This window comes from Yoonia sp. GPGPB17 (genome assembly GCF_037892195.1).
Taxonomy (GTDB): Bacteria; Pseudomonadota; Alphaproteobacteria; order Rhodobacterales; family Rhodobacteraceae; genus Yoonia.
This window is the reverse complement of the sequence record NZ_JATACI010000002.1, coordinates 80,869-103,285: the sequence shown is the minus strand read 5'-3', so window position 1 is coordinate 103,285 and position 22,417 is coordinate 80,869. Positions and strand designations below refer to the sequence as shown.

At 56.1% G+C, this 22,417-nt stretch carries 17 protein-coding genes, 1 tRNA gene and 2 pseudogenes; 11 read left to right on the top strand and 9 right to left on the bottom strand.

Annotated features, from left to right (window positions below; translation table 11 throughout):
- Nucleotides 1-37 precede the first annotated feature (37 nt).
- From QTO30_RS00820 to QTO30_RS00805, 4 genes and pseudogenes are all read right to left on the bottom strand, one after another.
- Nucleotides 38-559 carry a sarcosine oxidase subunit gamma gene (locus QTO30_RS00820; protein WP_340421847.1) on the bottom strand — a complete coding sequence of 174 codons (522 nt, stop codon included), beginning with the start codon at nt 557-559 and terminating at the stop codon, nt 38-40.
- Nucleotides 552-3,458 (bottom strand): sarcosine oxidase subunit alpha family protein, encoded by a 2,907-nt coding sequence (locus tag QTO30_RS00815; protein ID WP_340421845.1) that lies wholly within the window; start codon nt 3,456-3,458, stop codon nt 552-554. The genes QTO30_RS00820 and QTO30_RS00815 overlap by 8 nt, the downstream gene beginning before the upstream one ends.
- Nucleotides 3,455-3,717, bottom strand: a pseudogene (locus QTO30_RS00810) (sarcosine oxidase subunit delta). Before QTO30_RS00810 ends, QTO30_RS00815 begins: the two are co-directional and overlap by 4 nt.
- A 9-nt stretch (nt 3,718-3,726) precedes the next feature.
- On the bottom strand, nt 3,727-4,980 hold the full coding sequence (locus tag QTO30_RS00805; protein WP_340421844.1) for a sarcosine oxidase subunit beta family protein: 1,254 nt from the start codon (nt 4,978-4,980) through the stop codon (nt 3,727-3,729).
- A gap of 536 nt (nt 4,981-5,516) precedes the next feature.
- Here QTO30_RS00805 and QTO30_RS00800 point away from each other — a divergent pair.
- The 3 genes from QTO30_RS00800 to QTO30_RS00790 are packed head-to-tail and all read left to right on the top strand — an operon-like array spanning nt 5,517 to nt 8,599.
- A complete protein-coding gene (locus QTO30_RS00800; RefSeq protein ID WP_340421843.1) occupies nt 5,517-7,388 on the top strand; it encodes a TadE/TadG family type IV pilus assembly protein in 1,872 nt (623 codons plus the stop codon).
- 13 nt (nt 7,389-7,401) lie between these two features.
- The gene (locus QTO30_RS00795) at nt 7,402-7,944 is read left to right on the top strand and encodes a TadE/TadG family type IV pilus assembly protein (RefSeq protein WP_340421841.1); all 543 of its coding nucleotides are present in this window, start codon (nt 7,402-7,404) and stop codon (nt 7,942-7,944) included.
- Between the two features lie 28 nt (nt 7,945-7,972).
- The gene (locus QTO30_RS00790) at nt 7,973-8,599 is read left to right on the top strand and encodes a TadE/TadG family type IV pilus assembly protein (protein ID WP_340421839.1); all 627 of its coding nucleotides are present in this window, start codon (nt 7,973-7,975) and stop codon (nt 8,597-8,599) included.
- On the opposite strand, the gene QTO30_RS00785 is transcribed toward QTO30_RS00790, so the two are convergent.
- Together QTO30_RS00785 and QTO30_RS00780 are read right to left on the bottom strand one after the other, a co-directional pair.
- Entirely contained in the window at nt 8,596-9,072 is a 477-nt protein-coding gene (locus QTO30_RS00785; protein ID WP_340421837.1) for a hypothetical protein, read from the bottom strand. The genes QTO30_RS00790 and QTO30_RS00785 overlap by 4 nt on opposite strands.
- Before the next feature lie 49 nt (nt 9,073-9,121).
- On the bottom strand, nt 9,122-9,709 hold the full coding sequence (locus QTO30_RS00780; protein WP_340421835.1) for a TetR/AcrR family transcriptional regulator: 588 nt from the start codon (nt 9,707-9,709) through the stop codon (nt 9,122-9,124).
- Nucleotides 9,710-9,796: 87 nt separating this feature from the next.
- Between QTO30_RS00780 and QTO30_RS00775 the strand changes: the two genes are divergently transcribed.
- The 5 genes from QTO30_RS00775 (at nt 9,797) to QTO30_RS00755 (ending at nt 14,403) form a co-directional block, all read left to right on the top strand.
- A complete protein-coding gene (locus tag QTO30_RS00775) occupies nt 9,797-10,027 on the top strand; it encodes a hypothetical protein (protein ID WP_340421833.1) in 231 nt (76 codons plus the stop codon).
- A gap of 54 nt (nt 10,028-10,081) precedes the next feature.
- A complete protein-coding gene (locus tag QTO30_RS00770) occupies nt 10,082-11,368 on the top strand; it encodes a homoserine dehydrogenase (protein ID WP_340421831.1) in 1,287 nt (428 codons plus the stop codon).
- 68 nt (nt 11,369-11,436) lie between these two features.
- On the top strand, nt 11,437-12,402 hold the full coding sequence (glpX, locus tag QTO30_RS00765; RefSeq protein WP_340421830.1) for a class II fructose-bisphosphatase: 966 nt from the start codon (nt 11,437-11,439) through the stop codon (nt 12,400-12,402).
- An 87-nt stretch (nt 12,403-12,489) separates the two neighbouring features.
- Nucleotides 12,490-14,253, top strand: coding sequence for a single-stranded-DNA-specific exonuclease RecJ (recJ, locus tag QTO30_RS00760; RefSeq protein WP_340421829.1), 1,764 nt, complete (start codon nt 12,490-12,492; stop codon nt 14,251-14,253).
- A gap of 75 nt (nt 14,254-14,328) precedes the next feature.
- A tRNA-Glu gene (locus QTO30_RS00755) sits at nt 14,329-14,403 on the top strand.
- Between the two features lie 658 nt (nt 14,404-15,061).
- Here the strand turns inward: QTO30_RS00755 and QTO30_RS00750 are convergent.
- Nucleotides 15,062-15,541, bottom strand: coding sequence for a hypothetical protein (locus tag QTO30_RS00750; RefSeq protein WP_340421828.1), 480 nt, complete (start codon nt 15,539-15,541; stop codon nt 15,062-15,064).
- A 703-nt stretch (nt 15,542-16,244) separates the two neighbouring features.
- On the opposite strand from QTO30_RS00750, the gene QTO30_RS00745 reads away from it, so the two are divergent.
- Nucleotides 16,245-17,246, top strand: a complete 1,002-nt coding sequence (locus QTO30_RS00745) for a hypothetical protein (protein WP_340421826.1) — start codon at nt 16,245-16,247, stop codon at nt 17,244-17,246.
- 72 nt (nt 17,247-17,318) lie between these two features.
- Here the strand turns inward: QTO30_RS00745 and QTO30_RS00740 are convergent, their stop codons facing one another.
- Together QTO30_RS00740 and QTO30_RS00735 are read right to left on the bottom strand one after the other, a co-directional pair.
- Complete coding sequence (locus tag QTO30_RS00740; protein ID WP_340421824.1) at nt 17,319-18,875, bottom strand: alanine/glycine:cation symporter family protein; 1,557 nt, start codon at nt 18,873-18,875, stop codon at nt 17,319-17,321.
- A gap of 12 nt (nt 18,876-18,887) precedes the next feature.
- Nucleotides 18,888-19,319, bottom strand: coding sequence for a universal stress protein (locus QTO30_RS00735; protein ID WP_340421822.1), 432 nt, complete (start codon nt 19,317-19,319; stop codon nt 18,888-18,890).
- Between the two features lie 299 nt (nt 19,320-19,618).
- On the opposite strand from QTO30_RS00735, the pseudogene ggt reads away from it, so the two are divergent.
- Together ggt and QTO30_RS00725 are read left to right on the top strand one after the other, a co-directional pair.
- Nucleotides 19,619-21,413, top strand: a pseudogene (gene ggt, locus QTO30_RS00730) (gamma-glutamyltransferase).
- Nucleotides 21,414-21,631: 218 nt separating this feature from the next.
- Nucleotides 21,632-21,940 carry a hypothetical protein gene (locus QTO30_RS00725; RefSeq protein WP_340421820.1) on the top strand — a complete coding sequence of 103 codons (309 nt, stop codon included), beginning with the start codon at nt 21,632-21,634 and terminating at the stop codon, nt 21,938-21,940.
- The last annotated feature ends 477 nt before the right edge of the window (nt 21,941-22,417 follow it).

Below are 22,417 nucleotides of genomic sequence, written 5' to 3'. Positions count from 1 at the left end.
AAATACCGGTCTTGTGCGAGTCGATTTCCAGATCGCCCTAGCGCGCCGCCATCGACCGCATCGCAACATCCAGATCATGCACCAACGTCTGCGCCATCGACCGCATCACCATGATCTCGAAGACATCTGCCCCGGTCCGGGTGATCGTCACTGACATATGCCCCACCATCGTCTTGGCCACATGGTTTTTCTTGAATACTTGTAGACGCAGATCGACCGGCACCAACCGTCCCAGTATTTCTTCGACGCCTGCGCCAGAAATCTGGACAACAGCCCAGGCATCGGATTGATCCGTCACCGCCGCCAGCCCCTCCAGCGCGACATCACCTGCGACCACCCAGGTGCCATGACCAAACCACGTCACCGCACCCGACCGACGGTTCACGGCAGATAGCCCTGCCCCCACCTGCGTTTTCAGTTTCGCGGACGTCGCTTTGCTTTGCCCACTGTAAGGAACCACTGACATCAACCGCTCGGGCAGCACCTCGGTCACCTCCACACCACCATGCACAATCGGCAGCAAGCCCGCACAGGGCGTCAATGCAATCAGCTTAGCCACGGGCACGCCCTCCCGTTGGATCAAAAAAGACCGGATCACACACTTCGACCTCTTCGGTGATGTTGCGCAGGTGATCGCGCAGCTTGATCACCTCGCCATAACGCGCACGCCCATTCTCAAGAAAGCCCAGTGCCAGATGCGTGTCGAGCGTCGGTGAATAACACACCGAGGTGGTATATCCCTGACTGTTCACGCGCACCGCATCCGCTTGCCGTTCAAACAAATGCGCGCCCGCCGTCAGCCCGTGATCCCGGCCCTTGGCGCGCAAGCCAACCAGTTGTTGGCGACTGTCACTAACAAGACCCGGACGCGCCGCAGCGGCTTTGCCGACACAGTCTTTCTTAGCGCTGATCATCCGCGCCATCCCAATGTCGTAGGCGGTCGTGCGCCCATGAATTTCGGCGTGAGTGATAAAGCCCTTTTCGATGCGCAGCACGTTCAGTGCCTCCATGCCGTAGGGGCCGCCGCCCATCACCTCGGCCTGTGCTGTCAACATTCGGAACAGGCTCTCGCCATAGCGCGACGGGACCGCTACTTCGTATGCATGCTCGCCCGAGAACGAGATACGGAACAACCGCCCCAACACACCGGCAACACTGACGTCGCCACAGGCCATGAAAGGCCAGTTCTCATCGTCAAGCTCTTGATCCAAAACAGTATTCAGAAGCGCGCGCGCCTTTGGTCCGGCCACGGCAAACTGCGCCCATTGCTCCGTGACGGAGATCACCTTCGCATCCAGATCAGGGCGCAAGACCTGCAACACGAACTCCAGATGACGCATCACCAGACCCGCCGCAGCTGTCGTTGTGGTCATCACGAAATGCTGTTCACCCAGCCTTGCCGTCGTGCCATCGTCCATCACATGTCCGTCTTCACGCAGCATCAGACCATAGCGCACCTTGCCGACCTTCAAGGTCGAAAACATGTTGGTATAGACGAAATCCAAAAGCGCCGCCGCATCCGGCCCCTGAATATCGATCTTACCCAGTGTCGAGACATCGCAGACCCCGACTGCATTGCGGACATACCCCACTTCGCGGTCACAGGATTGACGCCAGTCGGTTTCGCCGCTCTGTGGGAAGTAGCTGGGGCGATACCACAGCCCAGCCTCGATCATCGGTGCGTCACGATCAACAGTGGCCTTATGTGAGGTTGTGAACCGCTCTGGGGCAAACCCCTTGCCTTGACTGCCCGCCCCCATCGCTGCAATCGACACCGGTACATAAGGTGGCCGGAAGGTCGTGGTGCCCGTCTCGGGAATGCCCCGCCCCGTTGCATCGGCCAGCACAGCCAGCGCGACCACATTCGAGGATTTTCCCTGATCTGGGGCCATGCCTTGCGTTGTGTAGCGCTTCATATGCTCGACCGAGCGGAAGTTCTCTTGCGCGGCCAGTTTGATGTCCTTCACATGCACGTCATTCTGGAAATCAATCCATTTGCGGCCTTTGCCCGGCACCGCCCAAAGGGGCTCTATGGCATAAGCCGCATCATCTGCCGCTGGCAGCGTCACATCGGCTTTCAACCCAAGGTCCTTCGCAACCTCTGCGGCCACTGCCGCGCCGTCGGCCAAACAGCCCGCGGTACTGAAATGCCCATTGCAGGCGCCCGCAGTAACCATACCCGGAATGCTATCCGGCGTTGGCACAAACGATGCGATGTCGTCGCGCCACGTTGGTCGCCCGTTCATATGGCAGGTCAGATGCACCGTCGGATTCCACCCACCCGACATCGCCAGACAGTCCGTTTGGATGATCCGCGTTCCGCCATGGTGCTGGATCGTGATGCCTTGCAACCCATGCCGCCCTTTGGTCGCAATGACCTGCGCACCGGTATAAATCGGATAGTCACCCGCAGCCTTAGCATCATCGCGACTGTCGATCACGGCCGCTACCTTGATCCCGGCAGCCGCCAAATCATGGGCGGTCCGGTGGGCGTCGTCATTGTTGCCAAAGACAGCGACCGCTTTGCCCGGGGCCACGCCCCAGCGATTGACATAGGCGCGCACAGCACTGGCCATCATGATGCCGGGACGGTCATTGTTGGGGAAGGCAATCGGACGCTCCAGCGCGCCAGCACAGAGGACCGCGCGCTTGGCAACAATACGCCAAAAGCACTCCAGCGGTTTATGGCTATCGCCCGGCCCCGCGAGACGTTCAAGCGCACCATAAGTCCCCTGATCATAAGCACCTGTAATGGTCGTACGCGTCATCCTGCGCACATTCGGTAGTGCATCCAGTTCGGCCAACGTCGCGGCAACCCATTCGGTCGCCGCCTTGCCGTCAACCTCTTCGCGCTCGCGCAGCAGACGCCCACCCATGTGTGTGTCTTCGTCAGCAATGATGACGTCAGCCCCGGCACGCCCGGCGGTCAACGCGGCCATCAGACCCGCAGGCCCGGCGCCAATCACCAGCACGTCACAGAATGCAAAAGCCTTTTCATACTTATCTGGGTTGGTTTCACCACTCAGCGCGCCTAGGCCCGCCGCCCGGCGGATCACCGGCTCATACAGTTTTTCCCAGAAACTGCGCGGCCACATGAAAGTCTTGTAGTAGAAGCCAGCGGCCAAAAACGGCGACACCAGATCATTGACCGCCATCATGTCATAGCGCAGCGATGGCCACGCGTTCTGGCTCGACACCTCTAACCCTTCAGCAACTTCCAATGTCGTCGCTCGCACATTCGGTTCGGCCTGCGCTCCCCTCCCAACGGTGATCAAAGCGTTCTGCTCTTCCGACCCCGCAGACATCACGCCGCGCGGGCGGTGATACTTAAAGGACCGCGCGACCAGCTTGATCCCATTGGCCAAAAGCGCTGCCGATACAGGTTCGCCCGGCACGCCCTTCAGCTTCTGACCGTTAAACGTGAAAGTGACCGTCTTATAAGGCGCTTGCAGCCTCATCGCTTCACCTTCTCGGCCAGAGTTGCCTGATGCACCGCATGAGTCACGGTGTTGCGCTCGACGACCAGCCAGGCACCGCACCCGGCCTCATGAAACCACAGATCGCGGGTGTCGCCGCAGGGTTGTCCCGGTTGTGCAGGTAGTCATCCCAAGCGTCCAACCCCGCATCCTCAGCCGGGCGATCAAGCGCAAGCGCATCGCCTTGGTAATAAAACTCACGCCGGTCGCGCTCACCGCAATTTGGGCAGATAATCCGCATGATACCGTCCTAGTGCAAATTGTGCTGAGAGCCTGTGCCCTCTTCATCCATCAGGCCCACGCCTGTGCGGAACCGGTCCAAACGGAACTTGGCCGCCGCCTCATGATGGTTTCCGGTCGCCATCAGATGGGCAAGGCTAAAGCCAGACCCAGGCACGGCCTTGAAGCCGCCGTAGCACCAGCCACAGTCAATAAAGAGCCCTTCTGTCGGGGTTTTGTCGATAATCGGCGACCCATCCGGCGTCATATCCATGATCCCGCCCCATGATCGCAGCACTTTCGCCTTCCCAATCATTGGCATCAAGGTCATGGCCGCGTCCATCACATGCTCTTTCATTGGCAGGTTCCCCCGCGCGGCATATGAGCTGTAAAAATCAATATCCCCGCCAAAGACCAATCCGCCCTTGTCGGATTGGCTGATATAGAAGTGCCCCATGCCAAAGCTGACAACATGGTCAATGATAGGTTTGAGCCCCTCGGTCACAAAAGCCTGCAACACATGGCTTTCAATCGGCAAACGCATCCCCGCCATGGCCGCGACCTGACCAGAACGGCCAGCGACCACGATACCCACTTTCTTGGCTTTTATCGCACCGCGCGTGGTCTGCACACCTTTCACAACACCACCTTCGATGTCGATCCCCGTCACCTCGCAATTCTGGATGATATCAACACCGCGCTGATCGGCTCCGCGCGCATAGCCCCAAGCCACCGCATCATGCCGCGCGGACCCGCCGCGGGGGTGGTAGAGCCCGCCATAGATCGGGAAGCGCACATTGTCGAAATCCAGATAAGGCAGGTGTTCACGCACCCCATCCCGGTCCAGCAGGATCGCATCATCGCCCTGGTTGATCATCGCATTGCCGCGGCGGGCAAAGGCATCACGCTGACCGTCCGAATGGAACAGATTGATCAAACCCCGCTGTGAATGCATGACATTGTAGTTCAACTCCTGCTCCATGCCTTCCCACATTTTCAGTGAGTGCGAATAGAACTCAGAGTTGCCGGGCAGGAAGTAGTTGGCGCGCACAATAGTGGTGTTGCGGCCTACATTGCCACCTCCGATGTAACCCTTTTCCAGCACCGCGATATTGGTCATCCCATGCTCTTTGGCGAGGTAGAATGCTGTCGATAACCCGTGGCCGCCGCCGCCGATAATGATTGCGTCATAGGCGGTTTTCGGTTCGGGGTCGCGCCATACCGGCTTCCAACCTTTCTGGCCGAAAAGCCCCTCCTTGATCACCCGAAAGCCCGAGTATCCCATGCATTTTTCCCTTTGGTCCGGGTCGACCCTAGCAAGGGCCAACCCGCGACGCATGTTCGCTTTTCGACACTAGGATGACAAGGGGCGACATACCCACGTCTGATCAGCGATCTGGGGAAATCGGGCGCGCCGACATTGCAGCGCCTTGACCAGGTATCTTATTTCTGATGCCAATCGCATCACCAAGGCCGGAGCTCAAAGCGCCATGGCCGTGCCACACCAGCTTTGGACGGTTGGCCGGGTGTGGTTTTATAGGCCGCGTGATTCGCTCTTGCGCTGTTTCTGGCAAGAAAGAGGGTTAACGTTAGATTAACTTTGCGACCAATTTTCGCGAGTAAGCCCCGGAATTGTTTCGCAAAAATGAACAATATTTGTTGATTTAATTGAGTGTAGCAGCAGAAATGGGCGGATTTGTACTAGCCGCCAAATGAGGCCATTTTTTTGCCACATGGATGTGGTGAATGTGGTAGAACGTGTGAAGTTAAAAGTTGTACCGGCGCCCTGTTATCTTGCGCCATCGATTGGGGATAAAAAGAATGCTGCTTTCGAAACGTCGTCAAAACAAGTTTAAAAAACTGCAAGAGATGCGCCGCAGCTATCTTGAACAGTTGGCTTTTGTTCGCCAGTTCCGCAAGGATGAAGATGGTGGGTTGATCGTTCTGACCCTTTTGCTTTTGATTTCGATGTTGGTTGTTGGCGGCATGGCAACTGACTTCATGCGGTATGAGACAGAGCGCACCAAGTTGCAAAGCGTGTCTGATCGCGCTGTTTTGGCGGCCGCAAACCTCAATCAGACTATTCCGGCAGCTGATGTTATCGAGAATTTTTTTGAAGTTGAAGGGTTCGGAGACGCGATCACAACAGACCTAAGCGACCCTGCTAAAATTGCGCGTGGTACTTCCGTTAGTACGATTTCAATCGATTCACAGGTTGAGCTCAACACATTCTATTTGCGCTTGATTGGTATGGATACGCTGACTGCGCCAGCGACGTCGAGCGCAATTCAGGGTTCGGGTGATGTTGAGGTATCTCTGGTACTGGATATCTCTGGTTCTATGGGAAGCATGATGCGTGGCGACGTTTACGAAACCGATGCCAACGGCGATTTTGTGTACTATTCCGATGATCACCCAGAGTTCGCGGGCCAAATCAAGATTTCGCAGACAAATGCGCGGGGAACAAGGATGTTTTTCCTGCAGCAGGCGGCCAAAAAGTTCGTCGAAGACTTGTTGTTGCCAGAATATGAGGATCGGGTCTCGATTAACCTGATCGCGTATTCGGCGCATGTCGCGCTGTCAGATGAGCTATACATGGCGCTGAAAACAACACCGGACTCAATTAACGAAGACAATAAACTTGGCAGTAGTTTTGGTGAATTCAATATCACAGACAACTATGCTGAGCCATTTGACTATGTCTATGTTGGCTCAGGTGGAAGGCATGTCATTCGCATTGACGACTTTGGCAATACCCTTGACGACGACGACGAAAGCGGTCGGTGGGTCTATGCAGAGTTGGATAGTGATGGAAACTATGTCAACTATACAGGGCCGGAGCCCACGCTGCGCGGCCCCGACGATTTTACGGTTGATAACAGCTGGGCTGACGGCAAGGACATCTTTGTGAATCCGGCGCGTTGCGTGACATTCGACGCCGATGAATACGGAACAGTCTCTTTCGATGCGGATCGCGTTTACCAGCAAGTTGCTTATGCGCATATAAGCAGCAGCACCAGAAGTTCCTCATTCAACCGGTCGCGGGTACAGTGCCCGCCGCAGGATTTTCAAGGTATTGTTGTGATGTCTCAAGACGTGGATGAGCTTCAGGACACCATCGACGCATATGTGCCGACTTTGACAACATCAATCCACCGCGGGATGAAGTGGGGCGTCTCTTTGTTGGATCCCGGTATGCGCGATATCATTGCAGGCATGCCATCGGTTGACCCTGCGTTTGCGGGGTCACGCCCTGCAGAATACAACAACGGCACAACCAATAAGTATGTTGTGATTATGACAGATGGGCAGACCTATTCGTCCCGAGATATCCGACCGCAGTACTATGAAACCTATGTGAATCGTGTCGGGTTCTCTGAAAACACCGTTGGTCGCTGGGCCTCAAGAGACGGTATTGCCAGTACAACATACAACAGCATGACCAGATCCATTGGTTCTGAGACCGTTCTGAACCGGGATTACTTGACCAAGATCTGCGAAGAGGCCGCAAAGCATGTGACCGACGTTTACACAATCTCTATGGGTGTCAATAACCCCACAATGACGACCTGCGCCAGCAAACCCGGTAACGCGTTTACATCGACGATCACGAATGATCCGACACAACCAGGCATGGGTGAAATCTTTTCACGGATTTCCAGCCAAATTACCGCCTTGAGATTGAGCCAATAAGGACGTTTTGGCCATGAGACATGCGATAAAACGGTTTCTGGACGATGAGAAAGGGACAGCATCGATAGAATTTGTTATCTTGTTCCCTTTTTTCTTCGGCTTTTTCTTGATGACATACGAAGCTGGCATCTTCTCTGTGCGTCAGGTGGTATTGGAACATGGTGTCGATGTTGCCGTCAGAGAAGTCCGATTGGGCAATATATCCTATACAAACCCAACCCTGTTTGGCGAGGAATTGCGCACAGAGATTTGCGACAATGCCTCGATCCTGCCTGATTGTTTGGATCAAATCGAAGTTGAAGTTCTTCAACGGGACATGACGGGTGCGTGGACCCCATTACCAAACGATATCAGCTGCCGAAATAGAACCGAAGTTGACAGACCCGAACCGTCCTTCATTGACAATATCGGCAGCAATGAGCTTGGGTTTCTGCGGGTTTGTATCCGCATCGATCCCTTTATTCCTTCTTCGAACCTTGGGAAGGCCTTTGTCGCAACCGGCAGCGATGAGGGGGCGGCTCTTACGCGCTTTTGGCAACAAGCGCTTTTGTCATAGAACCTGGTGAGGACGAGGATTGATATACGTGGCACGCTTTGTAACTCTCCTCAAGCGCTTTCACGATGATGACAACGGTTCAATGTCCGTCGAATTCGTGCTGGTTGCGCCAATTCTTGCTTGGGTTTTCCTCTCTTGTATTGTGTATTTTGATGTCTTTGGCGTAGAAACCAACTCGCTTCGTTCAACGATTACGCTGGCAGAACTTTTTAGCCGCGAAGAAACGGTAAATGACGAGTTCATCAACAATGCGCGCTCCGTTTTGCAAGAACTGACCTATGAGGAATCCGATCCCGACTATCGCATCACCGTTTTCACATTCTTTGGTGGTAATCCAACCGACCCAGATGATGACGTTTATCGTGTCGTCTGGGCAGACAATCGTGGAATGGACGCCGAGCTAACGGACGCTGATCTTCTGGTTCTCCAAAATGCAGGCCGTCTGCCGATCATGTCAGAGGCAGACCACAATATCCTGATTGAAACCCGGGTGGCATATGATGCACCCTTAAGCGTCGGAATCGGAACGTTTCAAGCATTTGATTTAGCAGATCTAAGCTTTACAAATGACATGCTCATTCGGCCGCGAAGCGGAAAGCTCTGTTATGATCCAACACCGAGCTTTGACGGTGATGAAACCTGCGAACCGCCTTAGTCTTTGATCATCATGCTGATCCGCTCGGCCATGAATTTGGATTGGTAAGCATTTGTGACGCCACCCACACCTACACGGCGCCCAATGCGCCACCAAAGCCCCGGCAACCATGCCCAGGGTTTTTTGTTGTGTAGGACAAGACTGAACCCATTTGAGGGCTTAAATGCAAAGGTACCACGTTCAACGCTGCGGATTTCGTCAATCCGCGCCAAAACCACGCCCGTGCTGTCGCGCAGCTCAGTATCTGTCAGTTCAAGTGTGACGGTTGTTGCACGCCGCATACGTTCCGCCTGCCACAACATCATCACCCCGAAACTCAGCATGAAGACCATCCAGGGCAACGATGGCGGCAGGGCCAGCGTCACATAGATCAGCAATGCCCCCAGCCCGAACTGCACGACATAAGCAAAAATCCTGCGCGCAGGCGAAGCCTCGATTTGCGCATAGATACCGTCTTCATCCGGTTGGAACATAATCTGTCTCCGTCATTGCCAACGCCTTAACCCACAGCGCACAGAATGCCTAGGCTGTCACGCTGCGCCGCACCATATCCCAGTAGATCGCTTCGATCTTATCAGCCTCAAGCCGCCCACCAGCGCGAAACCAATTGCTGATCCCCGTCAGCATCGCAATCAACGCCATCGTGGTTACACGCGTGTCGGGAACAGCGAAAACGCCTTCTACCTCACCGGCCTGTAAAATACGTTCCAAAGCGTCTTCGTACTGACGGCGGAGCCCCTCAACGGATGTGAAATTCTCATCCGACAGATTGCGCAACTCCATATAGGACACAAACACCTGATCCGGGCGCGGCAGATGAAAACGGATATGAAAACGGGTGAACGCCTCCAATTGCGCCACGGCACTGCCCTGCAAATCCGCTGTCTCGAGTGCCGCCAGCAGATCCGTCATATGGCCATGCATCAGATCAAACAGCAGCGTCTGTTTGTCCGGGGTATAGTTGTAAAGCGCACCTGCCTGTATCCCGACATCTGCCGCAATCTGGCGCATCGACACCGCAGCATACCCATGCCTGGCAATCAGGCGCAGCGCTGCATCGCGAACCTTTGGGCCGGTGATATCCGAATGAGAACCTTGCTTACGTGCCATGCGGCCCATTTAACTGAACGCTTGTTCATATGGAAACCCCTGATCGGCGGTTGCCCCCGGATGGATGGCCCGGATAGGGTGCCGCCTATGCGCTATGCTTTTATCTTTCCGCTGATTATGTCAGCCTGCACGAATTTCCCCGCGCTTGAGGGCACGATCAGCGATGCAGCACGTCAAGCGCCCTACCCCAACCTGACACCATTGCCACCTCTGCCTGCCGCGGCAGGTGATGATGAGGCAGCCTTGCAGGCGCGCATTGAGGCGCTACAAGCGCGCGCGGCACGCATTCGCCAGATTGACATCGCCGCGTTGCAGTAGCCGCGCGCTTTCGCTAGACCCGGCGTGACGTATTGCAATGATGGACAGTGACAGATGACAACACCTCTTCGCCTTGGGATCGCGGGACTTGGGACCGTGGGTGTGGGCATTGTTCGGATGGTGCAAAAACACGGTGCTTTGCTGGCCGCACGTGCTGGTCGCCCGGTTGAGATCGTAGCAGTGTCGGCGCGATCAAAAACCAAGAACCGGGACGTTGACCTATCCAAGTACGAATGGGAGGATGATCCTGTCACACTCGCGCAACGGGCCGATATTGATGTCTTCGTGGAAGTGATGGGAGGACATGAAGGCCCGGCCAAGAACGCCACCGAAGCGGCAATTGCGTCCGGCAAAGACGTTGTGAGCGCCAACAAAGCGCTCCTCGCGATCCACGGTCAAACACTGGCCGAAGCCGCCGAAGAGGCTGGCCGCGTCATCCGCTTTGAAGCGGCTGTTGCTGGTGGCATCCCCGTGGTCAAATCTTTGACCGAGGGACTTGCCGGGAACGAAATCACCCGCGTCATGGGCGTGATGAACGGCAGCTGCAACTACATCCTGACGCGCATGGAGGATGCGGGCCTGAGTTACGAAGCCGTATTTGATGAGGCCAACCAGCTTGGGTTCCTCGAGGCTGACCCAGAGCTGGACGTGGGCGGCATTGATGCTGGTCATAAGTTGGCGCTTTTGTCCTCAATCGCATTTGGCACGCAGGTTGATTTCGATGCAGTTGAACTGGAAGGTATCGGCTCGGTGACGATCGAAGATATCAACCAGGCCGCCGACATGGGCTATAAGATCAAGCTTCTTGGCGTAGCTCAGATGACCGGGCGCGGGTTGGAACAGCGCATGTCCCCGTGCCTGGTGCCAGAAACATCGCCCTTGGGGCAGCTACAGGGCGGGACCAACATGGTTGTGCTTGAAGGTGATGCCGTCAGCCAGATCGTGCTGCGCGGTCCCGGTGCAGGCGAAGGTCCGACAGCCAGTGCCGTGATGGGTGATGTGATGGATATCGCGCGTGGCATACGGGTTTCGACATTTGGTCAACCAGCCACCACGCTGCGCAAGGCCCGCGCCGCGCGTGCCGCCGTTCCGGCTCCCTACTACCTGCGTATGCAACTGATCGACAAACCCGGCGCACTGGCCAAGGTGGCACATGCTTTGGGTGAAGCGGGCATTTCCATCGACAGAATGCGCCAGTACGGACATGACGACACATCGGCCCCGGTACTGATCGTGACCCATAAAACCACCCGCACCGCGCTGGACGAAGCCTTAGCTGATTTCAAAGCCACCGGCGTTGTCGAAAGCAACCCGGTCGCGATCCGGATCGAGGCGGTTTAGCGCAAACAGGCTTGCCGCCACGACACGGACAGGCTTTAGGGAATGCAAGTCACCAAAGGACCAAGACCATGCCTGCTGCAACTGATTTCAACGACCGTAACCTCTCGCTGGGCTTGGCTCGCGTTTCAGAGGCTGCGGCCATCGCCTGTACGCCACTGATCGGGAGAGGCGACGAGAAGGCCGCCGATCAGGCCGCCGTTGACGCCATGCGCACCCAGTTGAACAAACTTGATATTGCAGGCGTCGTCGTGATCGGCGAAGGCGAGCGCGACGAAGCCCCCATGCTGTTTATTGGCGAAGAGGTTGGCACCGGCGCCGGGCCGGGGGTGGATATTGCCCTTGATCCGCTGGAAGGCACCACGCTGACGGCAAAAGACATGCCAAATGCCTTGGCCGTGATCGCGATGGGGCCGCGTGGCTCAATGCTGCATGCGCCAGATGTTTACATGGATAAACTCGCCATTGGCCCCGGCTTTCGGCCCGGTGTGGTGACATTGGATATGTCACCGTCAGAGCGTATATCGGCTTTGGCGGCGGCAAAGGGCTGTTCGACAAACGATATCACGGTCTGCGTGCTGGAACGCCCGCGCCACGAAGACATGATCGCAGAGATACGCAGCACCGGTGCTGCGATCCGACTGATCACAGATGGTGATGTAGCCGGCGTGATGCACTGTGCCGAGCCTGATGTGACAGGCATCGACATGTACATGGGCTCAGGCGGCGCGCCTGAGGGTGTGTTGGCCGCCGCGGCGCTGAAATGCATGGGCGGTCAGATTTTTGGCCGTCTGATGTTCCGCAACGATGATGAACGCGGTCGCGCAAAGAAAGCTGGAATTACCAACTTTGACCGTGTCTACACGCGCGACGACATGGTGACCGGCGATGTGATTTTTGCAGCAACTGGTGTGACTGACGGCTCGCTCGTGCCGGGGATCAAGCGTGAGGTTGGTTTTGTGACCGCAGAGACGATTCTGATGCGATCGAAGACAGGCTCGGTGCGGCGCATGATCTACCGGAACCCGACTGGTTAATGCCGAAGCTTGCCGGACAAATAGTTCGGTCGCTTGATGTAAACTAGCCGTGGCCAAAGCGCCGTGGGCCCCATATTGTGTGTGTCGATGAATATACCACCAGATACACCTGCTTTTTTGAACGTCACGGCATCGGCCACTGGGCGCCGCTGGGTCGGCCCCTCGGCTGAAGAGGATCGGCTCTCCGAAGCAATGGCGCAGGAAACCGGACTTGCGGCACCGCTTTGCCGCGTTTTGGTCAGACGGGGCGTCACCGCGCAAGAGGCCGCAGGTTTTCTGGCCCCTACACTACGTGATCTGCTGCCCGACCCGCGTGATCTGAAAGATATGGATCATGCCACTGCGCGGTTCTTGCAGGCCGTCGCGGGGAAAGAACGTATCGCCATTTTCGCCGATTACGATGTGGATGGCGGCAGTTCAGCAGCCCTTTTGATCACCTGGCTGCGCGATATGGGGCTGCAAGCAACACTGTATGTCCCTGACCGTATTGACGAAGGCTACGGGCCCAACGATGCCGCAATGTCCTCATTGGCCAACGACCACGACCTGATCATCTGTGTGGACTGTGGCACGCTGTCTCACGGCCCCATCGCGGCTGCAAAGGGTGCTGATGTCATTGTGCTGGATCACCATCTGGGTGGCGAAACCCTGCCGGATGCCTTGGCCGTCGTGAACCCGAACCGACAAGACGAATCTGGCGATCTGGCAAATCTTTGTGCCGCTGGCGTTGTTTTCCTCATGCTCGTTGATGTGAATCGGCAGCTGCGCGAGGCGGGACAACAAGGCCCTGACTTGATGGCAATGCTTGATCTGGTGGGGCTGGCGACCGTGGCCGATGTAGCGCCTTTGATCGGCGTCAATCGCGCCTTTGTTCGTCAAGGTCTGACCGTCATGGCGCGGCGCAATCGTGTGGGGCTGACGGCACTGGCTGATGTTGCCGGCCTCGACCAGGCACCGACCGGCTATCATCTGGGCTTCCTACTTGGGCCACGGGTGAATGCCGGTGGCCGTATTGGCAAAGCCGATCTGGGCGCGCGGCTGCTAGCGACCGACAACCCGGTTGAAGCCGAAGCAATGGCTGCAAAGCTTGATGAGCTGAACACAGACCGGCGCGAGGTCGAAGCAAAGGTGCGCGATCTCGCACTGGACCAAGCCACTGCACGCGGGCTGGACGGACCCTTGGTCTGGGCGGCTGGTGAAGGCTGGCATCCCGGCGTGGTTGGTATCGTCGCCGCAAGGCTGAAAGAAGCTACCAACCGCCCGGCCATCGTGATCGGGCTGGAGGGGGATGAAGGCAAAGGCTCTGGCCGCTCTGTCTCGGGTATTGATCTTGGGGCCGCAATTCAGCGCACCACACAGGATGGACTGCTGATCAAAGGCGGTGGGCATAAGATGGCGGCGGGGCTGACAGTTGCAAGAGACAAACTGGACGAGGCAATGGCGCGTCTTGGCGATCTGCTTGCCAAACAAGGGGCAGCAGATATCGGGCCTGCCGACCTCAAAATCAGTGGCATCCTGATGCCGGGGGCCGCAACAATTGAGCTGATCAATCAAATTGAAAATGCCGGTCCCTTCGGTGCTGGTGCCCCTGCCCCACGCTTTGCGTTTCCTGATTGCCAGATCCATTTCGCCAAACAGGTTGGTGCGAACCACCTGAAAATCAGCTTTGGCGACGGCCTTGGCGGGCGCATCGAGGGGATCAGCTTTGGTGCAATGGACGGACCGATGGGCCCAATGTTGATTAACCACAACGGCGCCCGTTTTCATCTGGCAGGGCGGCTGGAAATCAATACATGGCAAGGGCGGCAATCGGTGCAGCTGCGGCTAGAGGATGCCGCACCCGCCCCCTGACAGACCTTGTACAAAAAACGAAAAAACCCTCTTGCGCGCCCCGCCGGGTTTCCCTAAAAGCGGCGCACCAACTGCGGTCCCTTCGTCTATCGGTTAGGACGCCAGGTTTTCAACCTGGAAAGAGGGGTTCGATTCCCCTAGGGACTGCCATTGGTGGCCTTATCCCGTTGATTTTAATAAGATTTTTTTCTGGGGCCACATACAGGGCACCCAAAGCCTTGCTGTATCATTGTTACTTAAGGCGATCAAAGAAGTTGCGCAGACTCACTAGTGCTTTCCGCGAAAGAACCGGGACAACTCGCCAGCCGAGCGCTACGATGGCCGTCCAAAAAAGGCCCAAAAGAAGAAACCAGACTACGGCGGCTCCAGTCGTGTACTGGTCAAAATACTGATATGCCCAAAACGTCGAAACGACGGTAAGACATGTGACCGTCAGAAGTGGGCGCCAAAAACTCTTTACTGCTTCCATAATTCTTGCCACCGCCCGCTAATTGTCAAAGAAGAAGCGGTCAATCGGACGTCCAAAGTTCGTCATCGTTCGCTGAATCGCCAACCATCGGCGTTCATCATCCCAATCCCCCTGCCAAGTCTCCGGTCCCGCTTCTAGCTCGACAGACCATTGGCGTAGGTGTTGAGCCGCCTGCAGCGAGTCAGTAACCTTCGACATATCGTATACTAAGACCTGACCTTCACTTGGATGCCCAAAGGTCTCTCCAAGCGACCACGCTACAAAGAACGGGCCCCGTCCGTTGGTTTCAATTCTACGTTCGCGAATGGCTCGTAGTGCTCTTGAAGCAGCTCTTCTATCTTACAACAAAACCGCTGACTCACACCTTTCATCAAGCGTGGTGCGGAAATCACTCGGATCAACATCGTCAATTAGAGGCCAGACCGTTACCGCTTGCCGACTTGGCGGAGCACTGCTTTCTCCTATCCAGTTAAGCCCAGCAGCATAGGCTTCACAAAACAGTTGAAGCCTCCCTGCATCTTCACTTGATCCTGACGCTGGAAAGGCCACGATGCCGTAGGTGGCGAAACGACTAGGAGCAAACTGATCACTACCAGCAAATAGACGAGTAGCTTCGACTGGTGTATCAGATGTATTGGGTGCGAGTTGATCAATGACAAACCAAGCCAACAAGGCACCGGCACCAAGGATCAGAGCGGAATCACCACCGTCAACATCGAATGATCCGCCCGAGCCAGTACCCTCGCCTCCACCACCGCCGCATCCAACGGTAAGAGCAATACACGATGCAGCAAGAGTACGACGACAAAACCAAACCATTAAAAATCCTCACTCAAATTGGATGCCAACGCTTTTCTTCAACCATAGCGCGAACGCAATTCGCGGGAAATAAAAAACGCGTGGATGATGCGCGCCGCGTCAGAAACGGCAGACCGCGCGCTGTCAAGGTTTTCCCACTCACTGACTAACGGGGGCATTTCGGGGCGGGCATGAACAAGGCCCCCGGCATGACCTGCCGCATCTGATGGCTACCAAGCGTGACGGAAACAGTATTCGCACAGCATTCGACGCTTCTGTGTCGGCTGGAACATCGCCCCGCACTTGCAACAGGCGCGTGGCTTCTTTCCCTTCAGCGGTGGATCGTTTTTTCTTACGATACACGGCGTGAACGCGGCTGGCGTTCTTTAGGCCATCCCCTGCAAGACCGACATCACATCAATCCCAATCGACCAGCTGCTAGACAGCCGATGGGGCTGCCATTGGTTTTCTAACATTCATTGGCTTCGTGTTGTGTTTTTACAGCCCTTAAATGTGGCCGGACAAACTTTGTTCGTAGTTTGAACCTGCTTGGCCATTCACCAGGTGGCCAGTTTCGTTCTGTTTGCGGTCTCAACATCGCACTTCGTGTCTTTCATATCGCCTGGATACCCCAGCCCGTCGTCTTGCACCCAACCGCGCATTTCTTGCGTCTGCCCGCCTGCCGCGTTTAAACAGGCCCGACTGGTTCTAGATCGGAATACCCATGGCCGCCCCGCCGCTTCAGACCGCTAACTTCAATATCATGATTGTCGGCCAAAGCGGTCGGCTCGCGTATGAGGCGCTTTTGTTTGCGGCCTCTCTGCGGGCCTATGCGCCCCGGTTTCAAGGCCAGCTTTTCGTGGCAGAACCTCAACCCGGCCCTCTGTGGGACAGCGATCCGCGCATGTCTGCGATTGTCAAAGATCACCTGATGTCCTTGGGCGCGCGCGTGGTCCCGTTTGAGACGCGCCATTTTGGCAGCAGCTATCCCCATGGCAACAAGATCGAGGGCTTGCAGGTTCTGCCTGTGGGCGAGCCTTTTATCTTCTTTGATACTGACACATTGATCACCGGTGAACTGGCAGAGCTGCCTTTCGACTTTTCCCGCCCTGCCGCGTCCATGAAGCGCACCCCGACCTGGCCCGTAGAAGAGCTGTATTGGCCCGGCTACACCGCGATCTGGAAATCGCTTTATGACAAGTTTGGTCTGGAATTCGAAAGCACACTCGATCTGTCACAGCCAGATGAATACTGGGAACGCTACCTCTATTTTAATGCAGGATGGTTCTATGGACCCGATCCTGCCGCTTTTGGTGCCCGGTTCACCGAATACGCTGTCAATATACGCGACGACCCACCCAAGGAGTTGGTGATCCAACCGCTTGATCCCTGGCTCGATCAGGTGGCTTTGCCGTTGGTGATCCATGGGCTGGGCGGCGGGCGGCCAGATGTGGGGTTGGACGGGCTTGATGGTGCAGTCAGCTATCACTACCGGACATTGCCGCTTTTTTATGCGACAGCCTCTGATGCGCAGATCACCATTCTGGAAGAGATCACAGCCCCCAACAAGCTAAAGAAACTGCTCAAACTGCACGAGCCGTTCAAGCGCATGGTCTATCAAAGCCGCGGCCATAAGGTGCGCGCGCTGTTTGATCAGGGCAACCTGCCACGTCATGAGCGGACGATCCGTAACAAGATCAAATCGGCGGGGTTCTGGATGCGGTAAACGCAAAGCCCCTGAACGTAAGAAAGGCCGCGAGTTGACGCTCGCGGCCTTTCTGACTTCTAGCAAGATGCCTTAGTGCTTGAACTTCTTGATCTCGCCTGCCTTCAGGCGCGCAGCGTAAGAGTTCAACTCTGTCCGCACCACCTTCATCAGGAAGTACAGGCAGAAGATGTTGACCACCGCCATCGCAAAGATCGCTGCATCCGAGAAGTCAATCACAGGCCCAAGGCTGGCCGCCGCACCAATCACGATGAAGACGCAGAAGATGATCTTAAAGACCAGCTCGGTCGTTTTGCCTTCGCCAAACAGATAGGTCCAGGCTTTCAGCCCGTAATACGACCAGGAAATCATGGTCGAGAAGGCAAACAGGATCACCGCAATCGCCAGCACATATGGGAACCAGCTAATCGCAGACCCAAACGCGGCTGAGGTCAGCGCAACGCCGCTGTTGCCATCGACTGTCGCAATGGCCGTACCGCCTTCGTTCAGCATGTAGTTGCCAGTGGCCTGATCAATCAGCAGCTGCTGCGAGATGATGATGACCAAAGCTGTCATCGTACAGATCACAACGGTGTCGATCAGTGGCTCAAGCAGGGACACGAACCCTTCGGTGATTGGCTCTTTGGTTTTCACCGCCGAGTGTGCAATCGCCGCAGAACCCACGCCCGCCTCGTTCGAGAACGCGGCGCGCTTGAACCCTTGGATCAACGCGCCGACGAAACCGCCCGCCACGCCGAGACCTGTGAAGGCACCTGCAAAGATCTGACCAAAGGCCCAACCGATCATGTCATAGTTCACGATCAAAACAACAATCGCTGCACCAACATAAAGAATGCCCATGAACGGCACGACTTTTTCGGTCACCCGCGCAATCGACTTGATACCACCGACGATCACCGCAAACACAACAGCGGCAAAGATCAGGCCCGTGATCCAGCCTGGGAAATCACCTGTGATCTGTGTAATCTGCGCGTGGGCCTGGTTGGCCTGGAACATGTTCCCGCCACCCAAAGCACCAAGAATACAGAAGACCGAGAACAGGATCGCAAGGATTTTACCGCCAGGCAAGCCCAGCTCATCAAACCCTTTTGAGATGTAGTACATCGGACCACCCGATACGGTCCCATCAGGGTATTCGTTGCGATATTTCACACCCAGCGTACATTCAGTGAATTTCGATGCCATGCCCAGCAGGCCCGCAAGGATCATCCAGAATGTGGCACCCGGTCCGCCGATCCCGACGGCCACCGCAACACCGGCGATGTTGCCCAGACCAACGGTACCTGACAGGGCTGTGGCAAGCGCCTGAAAGTGGCTAACTTCGCCCGCGTCATTAGGGTCGGAGTAGTCACCCTTCACCAACCCGATGGCGTGGCCAAAGAAGCGAAATTGTACAGCGGCAAAATAGACTGTAAACACAGTGGCCCCGATCACCAGCCACATCACAATCCAGGGAAAATTGGTGCCCGGGATCGACATAAAGATAAAGTTGACGAACCAGCCTGTCGCATTGGCAAAAGCTTCATTGACACGGGCGTCCAGCGACGCCGCAGCCTCTTGCGCCTGTGCGGGCACGGCGATGGCAAGATAGGCGATGACCGCCCAGACAATTGAGTAAATCTTTTTCATGTGACCCGATCCTTATGCGACTACGGTAACAGGAACGCGTGCGTTCATGACAAGGTTTGCGGTTGAACTGCCAAACAGGCGCGAGGTTAGGCCACCGGCACTGGAGCGCGCGATAACGATCTGCGACGCCCCCTCGGAATGGGCAATGTCGTCAATGGTATCGGCAACATCGCCATGACGCACGACCGCGCGCGCGGTATGTCCAGCCTCTTTTAGTGACGCTACGGCCGGTTCAACGACCCGCTCCATTGCAACGGCAATTTCCTCTTCGCGCCGCTTATGGCGCGCCGCATTTTCTTCTGCCGTTTGGAAAGAAAACGGTGACCATTCGATCACATAAACGACGATCAGCTCACAGGTTTCACTATGCGCCGCAACACTCTTGGCAAATTCCAGGGCTTTTTCCCCCGAGCTTTGACCATCGAGTCCAATAACTAGTTTCATGATTTTGTCCCCATTATTTTAGTCTTTTGACTATATTTTTAGGTGGCTATGAGGCGCTTGGACTCGCCTTTCTTTTGCTACCTACGATGACGCTAGCGAATGAATCTGCACCGGTCCATTTGTTTATCAGACCGCAAAAAGGCCAAAATCCACTGGTTTTGGCTGTTTACCCTTTAGGTTATTGCCAAAAAAATACGCAAGCGCTGACAAATTAACCCATGACATATGGGGCGTTTTCTATTGATTTCAGCCTGTCCCGTCCCATGCTTTTCATGACCCACAGCAAAGGATTTTCAAAAATGACAAAATTTTCATTCGTGGTTTTGGCACTGTCTACGGGTCTCGCTGGGCCGTTGGCTGCGCAGCAAGCCGCCGACGCAGTCGCACCAGAAGTCACAAGCGGCCTCTCAACCTTTGCTGCGGTGTCCGAGGCCGCGCAGGCTGCCTTGGCAGCAAAACAAGCGGGCACACCGACAACCGCAGAGAACTGGATGGTCGCCGCAGCAAACCCATTGGCCGTTGAAGCCGGTGCCGCAGTACTGCGCGACGGTGGGACAGCGGCAGACGCCATGGTCGCCGTCCAAGCTGTCCTCGGTCTTGTTGAACCGCAATCATCCGGCCTTGGCGGTGGCGCTTTCCTTGTCTGGTACGACGCGACATCGGGCGAGGTTACTACGCTGGATGGCCGCGAAACCGCACCACTCGCCGTCACACCGACCCTGTTTCAGACCGAGGATGGTGAACCGATGGGTTTTTGGGATGCCGTTGTCGGGGGGCGCTCGGTTGGCACACCCGGCACGCCGATGCTGATGGAAGAAGCACACGCGCGCTGGGGACGCGCAGATTGGGGTGGGTTGTTCACCCCTGCCATTTCGCTGGCGGAAGACGGGTTTACAGTCTCTGAACGGCTCGCCAGCTCCATCGCTGGTGGTGCAGAGCGGCTGCAAACCTTTACCCGCACAGCCGATTATTTCTTCCCCGGCGGTGATGCCCTGCAAGCTGGCGATACGCTGGTGAACGCTGACTACGCCAACACACTGCGCCTGATCGCAGCACATGGCAGCGACGCTTTCTATGAAGGGCCGATTGCAGACGATATCGTCGCCACAGTCAGAACAGCAGCAGGTAACCCCGGCGTGCTGACGGCGACCGATCTGGAAATCTACGAGGTGATCGAACGTGACCCTGTCTGCGTGCCCTACCGGACGATGGACGTCTGCGGCATGGGGCCGCCCTCCTCCGGCGCGCTGACCGTCGGGCAGATCCTCGGCATGCTGGACCGTTATGATCTTGCTGAAATGGGGCCAGAGAGTGCAGATACATGGCGCTTGATCGGTGATGCCTCGCGTTTGGCATTTGCCGACCGTGGCCGCTATATGGCTGACAGTGATTTTGTGCCCATGCCAACCGCAGGCCTAACCGCTTGGCGCCTACCTCGATGAACGCGCAGCGCTTCTCGACGGGGACGCGGCTCTGACAGACGTCGCCCCCGGCGCGCCCGAATGGGACCATGCGATGCTCTTGGCCGATGATATCTCACTGGAGCTGCCATCTACGTCGCACATCTCAATCGTCGATCAATATGGAAACGCCTTGTCGATGACGACAACCATCGAAAACGGCTTTGGATCACGTTTGATGGTCCGTGGGTTCCTGCTCAACAACGAGCTGACAGATTTCTCGTTCCGCACACACAGCGATGGCATCCCCATCGCCAACCGGATCGAACCGGGCAAGCGCCCACGATCGTCCATGTCGCCCACCATCGTAATGCAGGACGGTGAACCCAGCCTTGTGATCGGGTCGCCCGGGGGCAGCCGGATTATCGGCTATGTGGCACAGGCGATCATCGCACATGTGGATTGGGGCATGGACGTGCAACAGGCCGTTGCGATGCCACATCTGGTGAACCGCTTCGGCACCTATGATCTTGAAGACGGCACCGACGCGACTAGCTTTGAAGCTGCGCTGGTGGAACGGGGTTTTGAAGTGAACATCCGCGACCTGAACTCCGGCCTGCATGCCATCGCGATTGGCGACACACTCAGCGGTGGCGCCGACCCGCGGCGCGAAGGCATCGCCTTGGGCGAGTAATCGAGGCGCGATAGCATCGCATATGCGGTGCTGTCGCATGCTACTCTTACGACAACCCTGGACATCGGGTTAACCACCGCGCCAGATAAGAAACCGGATGCATGAAAACGCTACCAATGCCTGTACTGAGCCCAAAGCGTATTATGCAATGTGTCACGAAAAGGACATAGTACTCGATCAATTGGTTCTGGGCTCACAGAGGAATGGAGTGATTTGTAGTGTATACATTCTGGTTCAGCGCAATCTGGACAACACTGACTTCCATTGGAGTGATCTACCTCTGGCAAGAACCAGAGTTTGTCCTGCAAACACCTCTCTTCAAGATTGTCATGACGGCGATGCCTTTTGTGGGTGTCCCGTTCGTCTGGGACAGCCTTCGAAAACTGCGCCTGCTCCGAAGCGTACGAGAGGTCAAGATTTCAGGTCACACTGAGTTTGTTTGGACGGAACTGGACGGTTCAGAGAAAAGCAGTGAAACCGACCCAAGACCGGCTTGGGACAATGAAGATCGGAATTTTGCTGATTGATCTGTCAGAGAAGTGCGTAGCCACTTGGGCAAGCAATGACCAATTCAGAGTTGCCGCTGCGTGATCCATCGTTTGATCACTTTGGGTTCTGCTCCAAAGAAATCCGCCGAGGCGGCCTCATCAAAACGATCCCGCTCAGGATTGAACGGTCTCATAGTCCTATGTCCGTCTGCGCCAATCCAGACACACACAACAGCACCGCCGCCATTCGTTTCCGCGACGTAAGTAATCTTTTTGTTTTGCATCCCCAACCGGCGGTTATTGTAAATCTTTTGTGATGTTAGCAAAGAGGGCAGCGTGCGTCAGCAAGAAAATATGAACTTCGGTCGATCAGCCCGCACCATTTGAACGTCCGCTTCGTCCACGCAGCTAACATTGTCATAGCAGATCAGAACGCCTGTTCCGCATCAGAAATAGCATCGTACCTATCTGCGATTGAATCCCGTGGACCGCCCACACCATGTCCGGCACCACCTT